Origin of the sequence: Fibrobacter sp. HC4 (assembly GCF_023373925.1) — a bacterium.
GTDB lineage: Bacteria > Fibrobacterota > Fibrobacteria > Fibrobacterales > Fibrobacteraceae > Fibrobacter.
The window spans coordinates 59,514-74,200 of record NZ_JALCZV010000001.1 but is presented as its reverse complement, the minus strand read 5'-3'; the positions used below and the strand labels follow the sequence as shown (position 1 = coordinate 74,200).

The window sequence follows — 14,687 nt, the reverse complement described above, 5'->3', positions numbered from 1 at the left end:
TTGATGGATCATTTTAATTGTTTGAATGTATCATTAGTATTATGGATAATGTAGAGCAGAACAACGAACGTGAAATGCTGGAGCTGGTCTTGCAGGCGACGGCGTCTTCTTACGTGTCGATGCATATCTTGAACATGCTGGACTTTACCTTTGAACCGGTTAAGACCACGCCGAATATTGATGCCATTATTCAAAAATTCGGTAATCAAGATATTCGAAGACTCCTTCCCTTTGTTCTGGGTATTTTGACAGACCCGATTTCTAGGAACGAGGTGTCACTGTTTAGTGATATTGAAACCTTAGATGAAAGGTTGAAGGACGTCAATCAGATTGCTCTTGAGTTTCTTAGCTGTACCATGGGTTGGTGCCGTTGTCGATTTATTGCGGTGACCAGGCAGGCTAACGGACTTCTGGAAAAGGTTCTGTGTGTTGTAGAAAATATCGACCAGACCCGAAGGGAAAGCTACCTGCAGGTAGGAATCATCAACGTTCTGGCTGAAAACTTTACCAATATCTTTACCGTAAATGCCAAAACCCGTGAGGCTCGAACCTTCCGATATTCTGAAAAGGCCGTGGGTGTTCAGCAGACCATACAGAATGCTCCCCTTTACGAAAACATTATGGGGGCTTACATCCAGAACAATGTCTATGAAGCAGATCGAGAAGACATGCTTAAGACATGCGAGTTCAGCAACCTGGTAAGAGTGATGCGTGAGGAGGGAACATTCTCCTATCATTATCGTATGGTGTTGAATGGGGAACCGCACTTCTACCTGTTCAAGGCGGTTCGACTTGGCAACGCCGAAAATTTTGAAGTGATTGTCATCGGTGTCGCTTGTGAAGACGAAGCAAAGAAGCAAGAGGCTTTGCTAGAAGAGTCCTTGAGAGTTGCAGAACAAGCCAACAAATCCAAGAGTACCTTCCTCTTCAACATGAGCCACGATATCCGAACGCCCATGAATGCCATTCTGGGTTTTGCAAACCTCTTGGAAAAACATAGCGACGATCCTGAATTGATCAAATCCTATGCCAATAAGATCAAGGGCGCTGGGTCCTATCTGCTGAACCTCATTAATGAAGTTCTTGAAATGGCGCGAATCGAAAGCGGAGCCACATCCGTGAACGAAAAACCGACAAATCTTTTCGACATTGCGTCGCAGATTAGAGCGGTCTTTGATGAAGAATATCGCAAGAAAAAGATTGTGGTGACAGATGAAATTTATCCCGATCATCCTTACGTTCTTTGCGATATGACCAAGATTCAGGGAATTCTGCTGAATGTGATCAGCAATGCCGTCAAGTATACTCCCGAAGGGGGCCGTATCAGGATTTCTGTCAGGGATTACCCCCATGAACAGGAAGGGATCCGCCTGTTTGAAACTATTGTGGAAGATTCAGGAATTGGAATTTCCGAGGATTTTATTCCTCATATTTTTGATAGTTTCTCTCGCGAAAAGAGCGTTACCGAAAACCGTATTTTGGGCACTGGCCTGGGAATGGGCATTACCAAGAAATTGGTTGACCTGATGAACGGATCCATCGACGTAGAAAGTCAATTAGGTAAGGGTACAAAAATATCGATCAAGGTACCTCTAAAGGTTATTGATAAATTTGAATGCTCGCAGAAAGAAAATGCAGACCTTGATGTATCTCGCCTAAAGGGAATGCGAATTCTTGTGGCTGAAGATAACGAACTGAACCGTGAAATTGCCGGTGAGCTGTTGCATGAAATGGGCTTCGAAGTTGATTTTGTAGAAGACGGAGTCAAGTGCGTTTCTGTTGTTCAGAACCTAGAGCCTTTTAATTACGATTTTATCTTGATGGATGTTCAGATGCCTCATATGGATGGCGTCGAGGCGACCCGACGTATCCGCAATATGACGAATCCTGCCAGGGCGAGCATCCCCATTATCGCTATGACCGCAAATGTCTTTGACGAAGACCGTAAAAAAGCCTATGATGCGGGTATGAACGGCTTTACCTCAAAACCCATTGAGTTGGATAAACTCTACAGAGAAATCGTAAGAGTTCTGGGCAAGTAAAAAATGAGGCTGGATTACCACCAGTCCTCATCATCGTCGTCATCTGAAGTTGTGTTGGCGGCAGTATTTACTGCTGGAATAGAACTTGCTGCAACGGGAGTGTGGATTTCTGAGCTATCGGCTTCTTCGCTGTTGGTTGCGGTGTTGCCTGATTCCTCGTCGTTTTGCACTTCGTTATTCGTATCTTCGTCGTTGTCTTCTGTACTGGGAGTTTCTTGAGATTTCTCCGCTTCTCTTAGGGCACGGATTCTGGCAGCCTCGATTTTTTTACGGCGTCTTTCCCGGATTTTGGCCTTGACGAATTTCTTTGCCTTGTTGGCTTCTTCTATCTGGACTTCGCTGACGGTAGAGTCGGCCTTGGCTTGATCAACTTGTTCTATGGTGGACCTGGCGTTCTGACCAAAGTCTGGCTTGATGTTTCCTGAAATGGCGTGTACGCAGAAAATGATGAATAGGGTGGCTACCACGTAGAATACGAAGCTGTGTTTGTGGGGAATGTTTTCTGCATTCCTGCTTCTCTTGGTGGTAAAGATGTTCATGAATTCTGTAATCACGTCTAGGAACAGACTTTGGTGTTTGGCGTTGACTTCACGGCATCGCTTGTTCCAAACGAAACCGTCTAGGATGAGGGAGGCGAATACGGCGATGGGAATGACCCAGGTGGCTTTAGAATAATTGATGAATAGGGTGGTGAAGAGAACTGCCAAAGCGATCTTGATGCAGTTTAGGAACGCTACGAAATTTCGGTAGAAATCAGGAATGGAGGAGTCTGATTCTCGACGTAGAGCCCATTCTAATGTTGTGAGAGTGACTGTAAGAAATCCTAGAACCGCAATGACGCCTAAAATGGCGAAGTATAGGATTTCCATGGTGAAGCAGTAACCTACGGCGTTGGCGTCGCAGACGGCTCCAGTATTCTGGAAGATTAGTTTTCCCGTAGCATCGACAGTGTGCAGGAATACATAGGCCAGAACCATGAAGATGCTGAACAGAATGGCAAATAGCTTTAACAAAAGGGTGGAACCCTTTTCTTCTTTAATGAACACTCCGACTACCTCCAAACAGGTTTGTTTCAATGATAGCAAAAATACATATGAAATGTGATTTTTATCACTAGTTTATGCAAAACAAAAGTAATTTGTAAGAAATGGAGCCTAGGGGATGGATGTCAGATATAAGTTGCCAGATGTTAGATGCAAGATGTGAGTTGTCATAATCGCGCCGGAGGCGCTAGAGATAGATATGAGTTATTAGATATGAAATATTGGATGTTTGGTATGAAACTGCTAACTATAAACGAATTGATGAATTCAATTAATTCATATTTCGTATTTCATAATTGAAAAAAGCCCGCAGTCGAGAAACTGCAGACTTCTTTAATCTTTCAGCTATGCGCTTTAAGCTAACTACACGTTGAAGCGGAACAGCATGATGTCGCCGTCCTGCACCACGTATTCCTTACCTTCGGTGCGGAGCACGCCTGCTTCCTTGGCGGCGTTCCAGCTGCCGTACTTTTCGAAGTCGGCGAAGGAGAGGGTTTCTGCACGGATGAAGCCGCGTTCGAAGTCGGAGTGGATGACTCCTGCGCACTGGGGAGCCTTGAAGCCAGCTTCAAAAGTCCATGCACGGCATTCCTTTTCGCCTGCGGTAAGGAAGGTACGGAGGCCGAGAATTTCGTAACCCTTACGGACAACGGCGTCCAAACCGGATTCCTGGAGACCCAGATCCTTCAGGAATTCCACCTTGTCGGCGGGATCCATCTGAGAAAGTTCTTCTTCGATCTTGCCGCTGATCATGATGACTTCGTGACCGTTCTTGGAGGCGTAATCCTTGAGGGCGTCCACGTAGGCGTTGCCGGTCAGGATGTCGTCTTCCTTCACGTTGGCGCAATAGAACAGGGGCTTTGCTGTGAGGAGTGCCAGATCCTTGATGACCTGGTCCATTTCTTCGCTGTCGCCGATGAGACCGCGGGCGGCCTTACCTTCCTGGAAGGCGTCGCGGAGCTTTTCGCAAGCGGCCAGACGTGCCTTGGCTTCGGCACCGCCCATACGGGCGTTCTTGGCTTCGGTGGCCAGGCGTTTTTCAACGGATTCCAAATCCTTCAGGATCAGTTCGGTTTCGATGATTTCTACATCGCGGACCGGATCCACGGAACCATGGACGTGAACGATGTCGCCGTCGTCGAAGCAACGAATCACTTCCATGATAGCCTGGCATTCACGGATGTGGGTCAGGAACTGGTTGCCAAGGCCTTCACCCTGGGCGGCGCCCTTTACGAGACCTGCGATATCGACGAATTCGGTAACGGCGGGAACGATAGACTTGGGATTATAAACTTTTACCAGGGCGTCCAGACGTGCGTCGGGAACGTTCACCATACCTACGTTGGGATCGATGGTGCAGAAGGGGTAGTTGGCGGCTTCGGCGCCGGCGTTGGTGATTGCGTTAAAGATGGTGCTCTTGCCCACGTTGGGAAGACCTACGATACCACATTTAAAACCCATGATGATCTCCGTTTATAACTGCCGGAATGTTCCGGCTTAATTTTTTGCGATGTAAAGTTAGTAAAAAGGGGATGCCGAGAGGTGGTTAAAAAGCTAAATTTGCGGGCCGAAAAAGGTGATGTATGGCTACTGCTAAAAATATGGATTTGCTCTCGGGCTCGATTTGGGATAAGATCCTGAAGTTTGCCGTGCCCTTGGCTGCCAGTTCCATTTTCCAGCAACTTTTTAATTCTGCCGATGTGGCAGTTGTGGGTAAGTTCGCTGGCGATGCGGCCCTTGCCGCGGTGGGTGCCAATACCTTCGTCATCAACCTCATGGTGAACCTTTTCGTGGGCCTCTCTATCGGGGCCAACGTGGTGGTGGCCAACGCTCTTGGAGAACGCAGCTCCCGATCTGTTTCGCGAGGGGTTCACACCGCGGTGGCGGTTTCCGTGGTTTGCGGTATCCTGCTTGCCTTGATAGGGTTGTTCTTTGCCCGACCGATTCTTACGGCAATTTCTACTCCATCAGACATTCTCGATGATGCCGTTTTGTATTTCCGGATTTATTTCGTGGGTATGCCCTTCATCATGCTGTACAATTTCTGTGCGGCGTTGCTCCGTAGCAAGGGGGATACCAAACGGCCCTTTTATGTGCTTCTGGTGGCCGGTGCCATTAACCTGCTTTTGAACATTGTGTTCGTGGTGGGGCTCCACATGGATGTGGATGGGGTGGCTATCGCAACGGTCATTTCCAACGTGATTAGTTCTGTTACGTTGTTGTATTTTTTGAAGACGGAAACGGGACCTTTCAGATTCCAATTCTGGAAACTTAGGGTGACTCCCTTTGTGCTCGGCCGCATGATCCGTATCGGGTTGCCGGCGGGTGTGCAGGGAGCGGTATTCTCCTTCAGCAATGTGTGTATCCAGTCGGCGATAAACACCTTGGGTTCTACGGCGGTGGCGGCTTCGGCGGTGGCCATGAATCCGGAGCTGATTGTGTATTTCTGGCTCAATTCCTTCGGCCATGCCTGCGTTACTTTCGTGGGACAGAATTACGGCGCCCGCAACTTGGATCGTATCCGCAAGACGGTTCGCTGGACCTTGTTGCTGTCGGGACTTTCCACTTTTACCCTTGGTGCCTTGGTTAGCATTTTTTATCACCCGATTCTTTCCATTTTTACCAATGACGAAAGTATTGTGGAAACGGGAGCCTTCCGCGTGTATATCGTAATTGGTCTGGAATTCATCAACGTGCTTATTGATGTGTGCTCCGGAGCCTTGCGTGGCATGGGCAAGTCCATGTTGCCTGCGCTAATTTGCGTGTTCGGTATTTGCGGTGTGCGTATTTTTTGGGTGTTCGCCATGTTCCCCAAGTTCGGTACTTTTGCCTCCCTTATGGTGTGCTATCCCTTGAGCTGGATCACTACGGGGACGATTTTAGTGCTTGTATACCTGCGTTTTATAAGGAAAACCAGACTAGAGTGGTCTAAGGATAAATAGGCAGTTTTATATATTTCTCCTTGATGAAGAAATTTATACTCACCGCATTTTCGGCCTTTATGGGCCTGACCGCCTGTGTATACGAGCCCGAACAATTTGACGGAGACTCGGGTAAGAAGTCGTCTACGGCAACTTCCGATATTGGAAATCTGTACCCTATTAACGAGGGAAAGCAAATCTGTAATGCCTCTGTTTCGCAGGATACCGTCAATTATCCAGGTTCCATGTTGTGGCTGAACTTTGGTGGCAAGCTGAACGTGATTGCGCCGGACTCCCAGTATACGACTTCAGGTGTGGTGCAGCACGACCGTCTTACGGTTTCCGATACGTCCAATACGGTTCGCTGGTACTTGATGCGTGATACCGCTGCAGGTGAATGCCAGTTTCAGGACCCCGAATGGAGTACCCATGCTAACTTTATCGTAGCTCTCCGCGCTTACGACAAGAGCGGTAGCAAGTCTTGCGAAAATCTAGATTACGGCATCTTTGCCGCCCGTATGCAAGACAAGAAAAAGTTCTGGTTCTACGAAAAGAATATCGGCGAATTTGCAACGCCCCATGTGTGGGTCTCTCCAGATGCCGTGGTAGATACTACTGCTGATGCATCTACGATAAAGGGATTCTTTGGCACCGACGATGTGCGTCTTGTCTATGTCAATGGCAACAACGAAATCGTATTTGTAGATCTGTCTTCTGGTGATTTGAAGAAGGCAGTTTCTAAGGCCAAGACCTTGAAGAAGCCCGCTGGTGTGGATGGCTGGATGATGGATAGCCCCCTGATTTCTCCGGATGGTCGCTTTGTCGTTTATAACGTAGTGAATTCTTCTATGAATGGTTGGAATTCCTATGTGCAGGAATTGTCTGAAGATTCTAAGCCTATCCAGATTCCTGTGACTGAAGGTATGATGGGTTCTCCCGCCCAACCTCATTGGTTCAAGTACGGAGAACGTGTTTTCGTGACTTGGGCAGAGTTCCCCCAGGGTGCTCAGTTTGTGAACAAGAATGACTTGACCGATGTTTCTGCCCAGGATGGTTCCGCAGGCCGTACAGCCATGCGCGAGGTTTCCTTGAATGCAGGCGCTCCTGCAGACTTGCAGATTTTGTGGGGTAATGACATTTACGAATTGACTTCGGTTCCCATGATTGGCGGTCGTTCTCCTGATGGCTACTTCCTGACTACAGGAACGAACCGTGCCTATGTCTTGCAGCTTCCGTAAGGGTTCCCTATGAAGATGAATTACAGAAACATTTGCGGAATGGCTTTTGCCGTGGTGGCGGGAATTGCCGCCTTTGGTCTTGGTTTTAGTGGACCTGTAGAAGTTGCTACCCCCTGGGAATCCATCGGCGGTTGCGGTGCTGGCGGTTCTGGCGGCGGCTCCGGTGATGGTATCAAGTGGATTGGCCAGGGAGTATCTGGTGGCTATCTTGAAACGGAAGTTTTTACCAAATATAATGTGGGACAGAACTTCTCCGGCATGACTGTGTCCCCTCACTTTTCCATTAAACCCACCTGGTCAACTAAGTTGGGTGTGACGGTTCCCTGGATGAGCCATCAGGGTGAAGTCCAGTATCGTAGCAACCAGATTCCGACGGACCGTACCACGGGTGGTATGGGTGACGTTTCCTTTGACTTTAGCAAGACGATTGGTAGTGGTGGTGCCGCTTCCCTAAGTGCAAGTCTTACGATTCCCACGGGGCAGTACGACATCAAGCGCGGTACCGATGCTTCTGAGGAAATTCTGCCTAGCAGTTTCCAGAAGGGTTCTGGCCTATACAGTCTGACCCTGGGCTGGGATTATAGCCGTGATACCGACAAGGGCATCTGGCTTTATGGTTTGAGTTATACTCATCCTTTTGCCATGCATCCCTTCTCCGGCGAAAATGAATTTAACGATACCTATTGGAAGGATCTGGATCATAGCGGAAAACGTTTTGATTATCGATTCAAGTTCTACGGTGAAAACGATCTGGGCGCCTATACACCGCCCTCTGTTGGAGGCTCTGTTGCCTATGGTTATCGTGGTCGCCCGGGAATTGTGCAGTCCTTCGGTATGAGTTTCTCTGTGCCTCTGGGCGTTGCCTGGATTTCTTCTGAAAAGGCAGGAACTTATGATCCTCGTCCCGATCCGGATCATCAGGCGTGGTCTGTGGCTTTTGCTTACGGCATTGAATTTTCGAACTCGGATTTCCCGGTGTATATCGGATTCTCCCTGCCGCTCCATGACAAGAGCAATGCTGCCGATCCCAAGGATGAATACGACGAGAGCCCTATGAAAAAGTGGGACGCCCCTGACTGGGATGACTTTGGACAGCAATGGACTATTGCTGTAGGCATTAAAGGAAGTTTCTTCTAAAAGACGCAAGGCAAACTTGCAAAACACCGATTTACAAAAGTCCGCGCAAAATGCTCGGGCTTTTTTTGTGTGAAAAAGTAAATTGCCTACCCAGAAATTTCTGAGTATTAAATGCCCCGATATTTTTGAATTACGCAAGGGGAAGTGCCCCCCTTGCATCATCTTACGCGCGTGGGTGTGTTTTTTTGAAGGCTTCGCGGAGGCGTTCTGCGCTAACGTGGGTGTAAACCTGGGTTGTGCTGATGCTTTCGTGCCCCAGCATTTCCTTGACGCTCATGATTTCGGCTCCGTTTTCCAGAAGGTGGGTGGCGAAACTGTGTCGCAATACGTGCGGGCTGGCCTTGCCTTCCCATCCGATGTCACGGAGCAAATCGTGAATGTCCTTGCGTAAGATTACCACATGGATGGCGCCGCCGTTCTTGGACTGGAATACAAATCCCGTAGGGGTAGGGGACATCCCGTTTTCAATTTCGGCTTGTTTGAACATTCCGATGTATTTGAGCAGAGATTCTGTGATGGGGACGATTCGTTCCTTGCTACCCTTACCGATGACGCGTACCGTATGCTCTGTTTCTGAAATCTGGTTCCAGTGCAAACTTTGACATTCGGAAATTCGCAGGCCGGAACCGTAAATCAGTTCCAATAAAAAACGGGCGCGAACTTGTTTGTAAGTCGGATTTTCAAGTTCAGGAAACTTGGTTTCGTCTAGATCTTTCTGACTCAGAAAATTTACCAGGCGTTTGGGCTTCTTGGGCATGGGTACATTTCCGGCAGGATTGGTCTTGAGGACCATGGAACGTACTAAGTATTTGCCGAAGCTTTTTAGGGCTGCGAGGTGTTCGCAGATGCTGGCGGGGGCTAGCCCCTGCTTCTGTTTCATGTCCCAGACGAACCCCTTGACGTTTATTTCTGTAAAGTCTTCTAGGGTAAGGTTTGCGTTTTTACCATTGGCGTCCAGGAACGTGCGAAATTTTTCTAGGGAATGACCGTAGGTTTCGACGGTCATCTTGGCGAACTTGCGCTGGTTTTCCAGATAATCCAAGAATTTGACGAAGTAATCCGAGAGGTTCATGCCCTTGTTGTCCTAATGATCCCATTAAAGTGAGAAGTTCTTTGTCCGCGACACAAAAATAATCTATCTTGTGTGTCAAGTTATGGCAATGGCAAAAAAATATTCGTTCCGTGGTCTGGTTAGTGCTCTCCTGGTTGTATTGGGGGCGGTTTATTCCTATGCTGCGGATCGTGTCGTTGGGGCCAATGCCTCCCTGGATGTGGAACCCGGAGCTCGTTCTGCGGCGTTGGGTTCTGCGACTATGGCTGTGGATGGCGACTACCTGGGTCTGCTTTCCAATCCGTACCAACTGGCCGACATGAATTATGCCTGGGGCAGTTTCTCCCATACGGAGTACTACGAAGATACCAAGTATGATTTCGCTTCTGCCACCATGCCCCTAGGGAATGGTCTTGGCCTGGGTGTGGCTTTTGCCCGCTATGGCGCAGATGACATTCCTTACATCAAGGATGGGGAACCGCTGCCTGAAGGTTCGGACTACAATACCCTTTCTATTGCCGACTACGTCTTTTCTGTTTCTGTGGGTAAGCGCCTGACGGATAGGCTTTCTCTTGGTGTAAGTTTCCATGGTCTGTACCGCGAACTGGACCAGACGGGCTACGGCTTCCGTGGTGACGCGGGACTCCGTTACCGGGTTGTAGACAACTTTGTTCTGTCTGGACTTTTAAAAGGATGGACTTCTTCGGCGGCCTCCTGGGAATCCGGAGAATTCGAATACAGTGCGCCTGAACTCTACCTGGCTGCCAGCTATGGCATTGACGTGCCTTACCTGTATGGCAAGCTGAACTTCTATTGGCAGGGGGCAGGACTTCTGCATCATGAAGCTCGCGAAATGGATTTTAACGAAGATAATGACGGCGATGGCCGTATCTGGGATGATCCTCTGGCTTGGCTCTCAGGTGGTCGCGGCGGTCTGGAATTTACCTTTGACTTCGGTCTTTCGTTGCGTGCAGGTCTTAGCAGCTTTACCACCTTCCAGAGTGTAACTGCTGGTGCAGGTCTTACAATTGCCAAGTTCCTTAAGGTGGACTACGCCTTTGAATCCCACCCGGTGCTTTCTCCTGTGCATCGAGTCAGCTTCAGCTTCAGCCCCTACCTGTTCTCTAGGAAGCCTAAGGACGGAACTCCCGAAGCCCAGATTCGCAAGCGCGCGGTCCTGACCGAGGAACCGGATGATTTTGTAGATGGTGCCGATGACGTGGAAGGTGCTGCCAGTGCTGAATCCTTGGCGGCGGAATCTGCGGGAACTGCAGTCGCTTCCGAGTCTCAGGGGGCGGGACTGACTGAAAAATCGTCGGAAGTATCTAGGCAAACTGCCGAGGAATCGTCTGCAGAAAAGCCTACAGAAAAAAGAGCTGGCGTTGAATCAAGGCCTGTTTTTGTAGAAACGGACGACGAAATTCTCGAATAGAGGGGTTCTAGGTATCATTTTTTTAGTGAGTTAGCTCACGGGCGTTTAAATTTTAGGTTATATTTTCTGTCATGCCTCAGTTAAAGAATTATCGCGAAGTTGGAATTTTTGATTTGATCTCGGCCCCCTTGAATCCTATAGGGGCTTTTGACGCCGAACAATTCAAGAAAGACGTTCGTGCTCTCCTGGACCAGAAGAAGGATGAGCGGTTCCTTGCTGTGGATTTGACTGGCCTTGATTTCGTCTACAGCGATGCCTACAACGCCTTTATCCAGTTCCAGCAGGAAATGGCTTCCAATGGCGGTATGTTTGCAGTCCTTACTAGCAACCAGGTTATTGTAGATGGTCTGAAGAAGGCCGGTCTCGACAAGACAATCCGCGTTTTCGCCTTCGAAGCCGACATGATGTCCTTCTCCTTGCATAAGGATGTTCCCGAGGCTGATGCTGAACCGGTGGAAATGCTGGCCAAGCCCGCCCCTGTGGCTTCCCAGAACAATATTTCTCATATCGAGGTGCCCAGGACCGCTCCCCTGGATCGTCACACTGGCCCTCACCGTCGCTTTACCAAGAGCTTCAATGCTATTGTCAAGGACGATAAGGATAAGCCCAAGAAAGGTCTCGATGTTCCTTTCGATGATGAACCGTCTTCCGCAAAGACTGTGGTGATTGTGGTTCTCCTTATGCTGGCTGCCATTGGCGGTACCCTGGCTTTCTTTACCTTCTAGTTGGCTCTAGTTTAAGATGGCCGCTGACTTTCAAGAGTACAAGGGCAAGCAAAAGCCTATAAACTCTACCCACAAGTTTCCTCTGTTGCGACTGCTGCTGATTGCCGTGGCCGCCTTCTTTGTGTACTGGTCTGGCCTGGTGACGAAAATTGCCGACACCCTTTCCCAGATCGGCAACGAGAGTGAACCGGCGGAGCTGAGTTGGGATGAGAAATGTTTGGCCTATGGCGGTACATCCTTCAATTTGGAACGCGGCCTGGGACAGTGCTCCTGGGTGATTGACGATTCTACTGAAGTCAGTCGTCTGCCCAATTCCTTCCTGCGCTATGTGTCGCAGCTCCGCCATTCTTCCAAATCAAAATTGCACTGGATCGCTTCCCGCAAGAATTTTAGTGATGCTTCTCTGGTTGTTCACGACGATAGTACTCAGTCGATTTTTTTGCGTTACATGAAACCCGATTCCAGTTTTGTCTGGATTAACAAGGCCACCGGCTGCCGTTATCCGGGAGTGTGCCCCCGTCAGCCCTTGAAGTGGTCTGCTCTCCCCATTACCGAGGACTTCGACTTCGAAGGTCAGGAATCTCTGCTGGGAATGGACGTGTTCCGTGGTATTGGCGAGGCTCCTGTTCACCCGGTGCTTTCGGGTAAGGTCTTGGGAACGGGCAAGGATTCCCTGGGCTATTTCGTGGATATCGACCATGGCTACAATGTGATGAGTAGGACGTCTGGTCTAGGATCCCTAAACGATGAGGTCAAGGTCGGGAGCGAGGTATTCTTTGAAACCCGGTTGGGCAGTCTTCCTCCCCAGGATAGTGCAACCTTCTTTTTGACGGTTCGTCAGAACGGTCTGTTTGTTCGTTGGACGGACTTTTATGAGGCAACCCATCCCGTCCAGGATGAACATATTCGTGCTTTCGTGAAGAGTTTGGGTTTTTAGTTTATGAAGTGGTTGCGTTCGACAAAAATGTTGTTTGTGACCCTGTGTGCCATTTGGGTGCTGGGGTTCTATGTGGGTTGTGAAAAGGATACGGATGGCCCCCTGTCTGCAACCTACAGTGACGATGTCTTTGCGGGCAAGGGCTATTTCCTTTCGGCGTCCCTGGATTCCGGTAAGGCGATTCATCTGGTGGGGGATACCCTTTATTTGCAACTTGGGAAAATGTGGACTTTTTCTAATTGTGCATTAAAGTCTATCAATCTTGGTTTTTCTCGTACTGATTCTGTGGGCTGGATTAAGCCTGATATTGACATCCTGGTTACAGACAAGGATTGTTCCGCCCCCTACTACAGACCCGATACGCTCATTAAGCAGATTGTTCGCGATGAGGATGTTCGCGGGGTCGGTATGCTCAAGGTGCAGAACGATGCTGACTCCGTTTTGGATTCCATTCTGGTTCGTCGCGGATCGCTTTCCAAGGATACGTTCTTTATTTACATGGATTCCAGTTTTGCCGACGCCCACAATTATCCGCTACGTACCAAGGGCAAGGATAAGCTGGGGCAGCCGACCATCATTCGTGTACTGGATTCCCTGACGCCTCGCGAATTTTATTGGCGTGCCATGAAATCGACTTGTACCTATCGCATCGACATGTGCAAGAACGTGGTGCCTGATACAATCTATCCCACCAGCTGGAATTTGTCTGATACTAACTTGGTGCCGGTGCATTACGCCTGTGCCGATACGGATTCCGTGTACTGCACCAAGAACAAGTGGGAAAACGATTCCACGGATCTTGGGGAACTTCAGGTACGCCCTGATACCATATGGCATTACAGCACTTACTATATGGAAAAGATCCCCAAGTGCGGAACCTTCGCCGCCTTTGCCACGGCCTACTATGGAGTGGGTCAGCGAGTCCGTTTTATTAGACAGTTGTTTAGCCCTGGGGAAGACGAAACGTTTTGCGGACCTTCTACCGGGAGTCAGTGGATGCTGTATAATTTGTCTGGAAACAAGATGGTGGTGGATTCCCTGGGTCGACTGGATAGTCTGATTAAGGTCTGGAAGAGTGCCGATGTTGCTCCTGATACCCTGATCGTGGATTCCGCCGCTTCAAAAAAGTAGGCTTTAGATGATCGAATATTCTTTTGCGGCAGAGATTGCCGAATCTGACAAGGAAGTTGTTCTTAATTCGAGAATTTATACGGACTGGCTTGCGGCTTCCGAAAAGAAGTTCAAGGTGACCAAGGTCCATTTTGCTTCTGTGGATTTTCTGAGAAAGGGCCGTCAACCTTTATTTATAAAGCTGGAGGCTACTGCTTTCTTGCCGGATGGACGTCCGGTTCACGGGATCGTACTGGTGCGCGGTAACGCAGTGGGCGTTCTGATTGTGCTCCGCTGCGAAGGTAAGCCTTACCTGCTGTTGGTTCGTCAGCCCCGTTTTGCAATTTCGGAACAGGATTCTCTTGAAATTCCTGCAGGCATTCTGGACTGGACTGGGGATTACCGCAAGGTGGCCCTGTCTGAACTGGAAGAAGAAGCCCAGATCAAGGCAGACGATTCTGAACTGATTGACTTGATGGACTTCTGGTATAAGGGCAAGAGCGAAGGCTTTGCGGCCAGTTGCGGACTTCTGGACGAACGTATCCGCCTGTATGCCATTGAACGCGAGGTCACTCCCGAACAGCTGAAGGCCATGGACGGAAAGGACCAGCAGTATACCGAAGAAATCGAATGGATCCGTACTGAAGTTCTGCCTTACGAAGAGGCCGCCCATCAATTTATCGACGGTAAGAACTTTATCGCCATGTTCCTGTACGAACGTTGGCTGAAATCTCAGGGCCGAGAGGTTTAGCGTATAGCGTAAAGCGGAAAGGTTAAAGAAATTTCCTTTAACCTTTAACCTTTAACCTTTAAACTATGTTATTGATCGTGAGGCCGACGAAGAAGATAATCAGGTATCCGTACCACAGGCCGGTGAGGACGTAGTTCATGCCGCGCTTGTAGGCCTTGGGTTCATTCTTATTCTTTTCCTTGATGACAATGATGTTCTTGCGGAGATAGAATGCGCAGGCTGCCAGGCCAATCAGGGATGCGAGAATAAGGAGTACGTACGTCATAGTGGCCCTAAAATAGCTTTTTTTACTGGATCATT

The 14,687-nt window shown here is 48.9% G+C and carries 13 protein-coding genes; 9 read left to right on the top strand and 4 right to left on the bottom strand.

Going from position 1 to position 14,687, the window contains the following annotated elements:
- Positions 1–41 precede the first annotated feature (41 nt).
- Positions 42–2,042: a response regulator gene (locus tag MMG03_RS00285; protein WP_249505348.1), complete on the top strand. Its 2,001-nt coding sequence runs from the start codon at positions 42–44 to the stop codon at positions 2,040–2,042.
- A 14-nt stretch (positions 2,043–2,056) separates the two neighbouring features.
- Here MMG03_RS00285 and MMG03_RS00280 read toward each other — a convergent pair whose 3' ends face one another.
- Positions 2,057–3,088 (bottom strand): hypothetical protein, encoded by a 1,032-nt coding sequence (locus MMG03_RS00280; RefSeq protein WP_249505347.1) that lies wholly within the window; start codon positions 3,086–3,088, stop codon positions 2,057–2,059.
- A 360-nt stretch (positions 3,089–3,448) separates the two neighbouring features.
- Positions 3,449–4,546, bottom strand: a complete 1,098-nt coding sequence (gene ychF, locus MMG03_RS00275) for a redox-regulated ATPase YchF (RefSeq protein WP_073155757.1) — start codon at positions 4,544–4,546, stop codon at positions 3,449–3,451.
- A 122-nt stretch (positions 4,547–4,668) separates the two neighbouring features.
- Here ychF and MMG03_RS00270 point away from each other — a divergent pair, with 122 nt between their 5' ends.
- The 3 genes from MMG03_RS00270 to MMG03_RS00260 are packed head-to-tail and all read left to right on the top strand — an operon-like array spanning position 4,669 to position 8,381.
- Entirely contained in the window at positions 4,669–6,027 is a 1,359-nt protein-coding gene (locus MMG03_RS00270) for an MATE family efflux transporter (RefSeq protein WP_073155760.1), read from the top strand.
- 23 nt (positions 6,028–6,050) lie between these two features.
- Positions 6,051–7,244 (top strand): hypothetical protein, encoded by a 1,194-nt coding sequence (locus MMG03_RS00265; RefSeq protein ID WP_073155763.1) that lies wholly within the window; start codon positions 6,051–6,053, stop codon positions 7,242–7,244.
- 9 nt (positions 7,245–7,253) lie between these two features.
- Positions 7,254–8,381: a hypothetical protein gene (locus tag MMG03_RS00260; protein WP_073155766.1), complete on the top strand. Its 1,128-nt coding sequence runs from the start codon at positions 7,254–7,256 to the stop codon at positions 8,379–8,381.
- 163 nt (positions 8,382–8,544) lie between these two features.
- Here MMG03_RS00260 and MMG03_RS00255 read toward each other — a convergent pair whose 3' ends face one another.
- Positions 8,545–9,453: a tyrosine-type recombinase/integrase gene (locus MMG03_RS00255; protein WP_073155769.1), complete on the bottom strand. Its 909-nt coding sequence runs from the start codon at positions 9,451–9,453 to the stop codon at positions 8,545–8,547.
- Between the two features lie 88 nt (positions 9,454–9,541).
- Here MMG03_RS00255 and MMG03_RS00250 point away from each other — a divergent pair, with 88 nt between their 5' ends.
- From MMG03_RS00250 to MMG03_RS00230, 5 genes are all read left to right on the top strand, one after another.
- Positions 9,542–10,864 carry a hypothetical protein gene (locus MMG03_RS00250; protein WP_249505346.1) on the top strand — a complete coding sequence of 441 codons (1,323 nt, stop codon included), beginning with the start codon at positions 9,542–9,544 and terminating at the stop codon, positions 10,862–10,864.
- A gap of 71 nt (positions 10,865–10,935) precedes the next feature.
- Positions 10,936–11,589 carry an STAS domain-containing protein gene (locus MMG03_RS00245; RefSeq protein WP_073155774.1) on the top strand — a complete coding sequence of 218 codons (654 nt, stop codon included), beginning with the start codon at positions 10,936–10,938 and terminating at the stop codon, positions 11,587–11,589.
- A gap of 16 nt (positions 11,590–11,605) precedes the next feature.
- Entirely contained in the window at positions 11,606–12,526 is a 921-nt protein-coding gene (locus MMG03_RS00240; protein ID WP_073155777.1) for a M23 family metallopeptidase, read from the top strand.
- Between the two features lie 3 nt (positions 12,527–12,529).
- Positions 12,530–13,657, top strand: coding sequence for a hypothetical protein (locus MMG03_RS00235; protein ID WP_249505345.1), 1,128 nt, complete (start codon positions 12,530–12,532; stop codon positions 13,655–13,657).
- Between the two features lie 7 nt (positions 13,658–13,664).
- Entirely contained in the window at positions 13,665–14,387 is a 723-nt protein-coding gene (locus tag MMG03_RS00230; protein ID WP_073282829.1) for an NUDIX domain-containing protein, read from the top strand.
- A 58-nt stretch (positions 14,388–14,445) separates the two neighbouring features.
- Here the strand turns inward: MMG03_RS00230 and MMG03_RS00225 are convergent, their stop codons facing one another.
- The gene (locus MMG03_RS00225; protein ID WP_073155785.1) at positions 14,446–14,652 is read right to left on the bottom strand and encodes a hypothetical protein; all 207 of its coding nucleotides are present in this window, start codon (positions 14,650–14,652) and stop codon (positions 14,446–14,448) included.
- Between the last annotated feature and the right edge of the window lie 35 nt (positions 14,653–14,687).

Excerpts from the sequence above, each read along its gene's own strand:
- MMG03_RS00260 (WP_073155766.1), top strand. The coding sequence starts at position 7,254 with ATGAAGATGAATTACAGAAACATTTGCGGAATGGCTTTTGCCGTGGTG.
- MMG03_RS00255 (WP_073155769.1), bottom strand. The coding sequence starts at position 9,453 with ATGAACCTCTCGGATTACTTCGTCAAATTCTTGGATTATCTGGAAAAC.
- MMG03_RS00250 (WP_249505346.1), top strand. The coding sequence starts at position 9,542 with ATGGCAAAAAAATATTCGTTCCGTGGTCTGGTTAGTGCTCTCCTGGTT.
- MMG03_RS00285 (WP_249505348.1), top strand. The coding sequence starts at position 42 with ATGGATAATGTAGAGCAGAACAACGAACGTGAAATGCTGGAGCTGGTC.
- MMG03_RS00225 (WP_073155785.1), bottom strand. The coding sequence starts at position 14,652 with ATGACGTACGTACTCCTTATTCTCGCATCCCTGATTGGCCTGGCAGCC.
- ychF (WP_073155757.1), bottom strand. The coding sequence starts at position 4,546 with ATGGGTTTTAAATGTGGTATCGTAGGTCTTCCCAACGTGGGCAAGAGC.
- MMG03_RS00230 (WP_073282829.1), top strand. The coding sequence starts at position 13,665 with ATGATCGAATATTCTTTTGCGGCAGAGATTGCCGAATCTGACAAGGAA.
- MMG03_RS00270 (WP_073155760.1), top strand. The coding sequence starts at position 4,669 with ATGGCTACTGCTAAAAATATGGATTTGCTCTCGGGCTCGATTTGGGAT.
- MMG03_RS00245 (WP_073155774.1), top strand. The coding sequence starts at position 10,936 with ATGCCTCAGTTAAAGAATTATCGCGAAGTTGGAATTTTTGATTTGATC.
- MMG03_RS00235 (WP_249505345.1), top strand. The coding sequence starts at position 12,530 with ATGAAGTGGTTGCGTTCGACAAAAATGTTGTTTGTGACCCTGTGTGCC.
- MMG03_RS00265 (WP_073155763.1), top strand. The coding sequence starts at position 6,051 with ATGAAGAAATTTATACTCACCGCATTTTCGGCCTTTATGGGCCTGACC.
- MMG03_RS00240 (WP_073155777.1), top strand. The coding sequence starts at position 11,606 with ATGGCCGCTGACTTTCAAGAGTACAAGGGCAAGCAAAAGCCTATAAAC.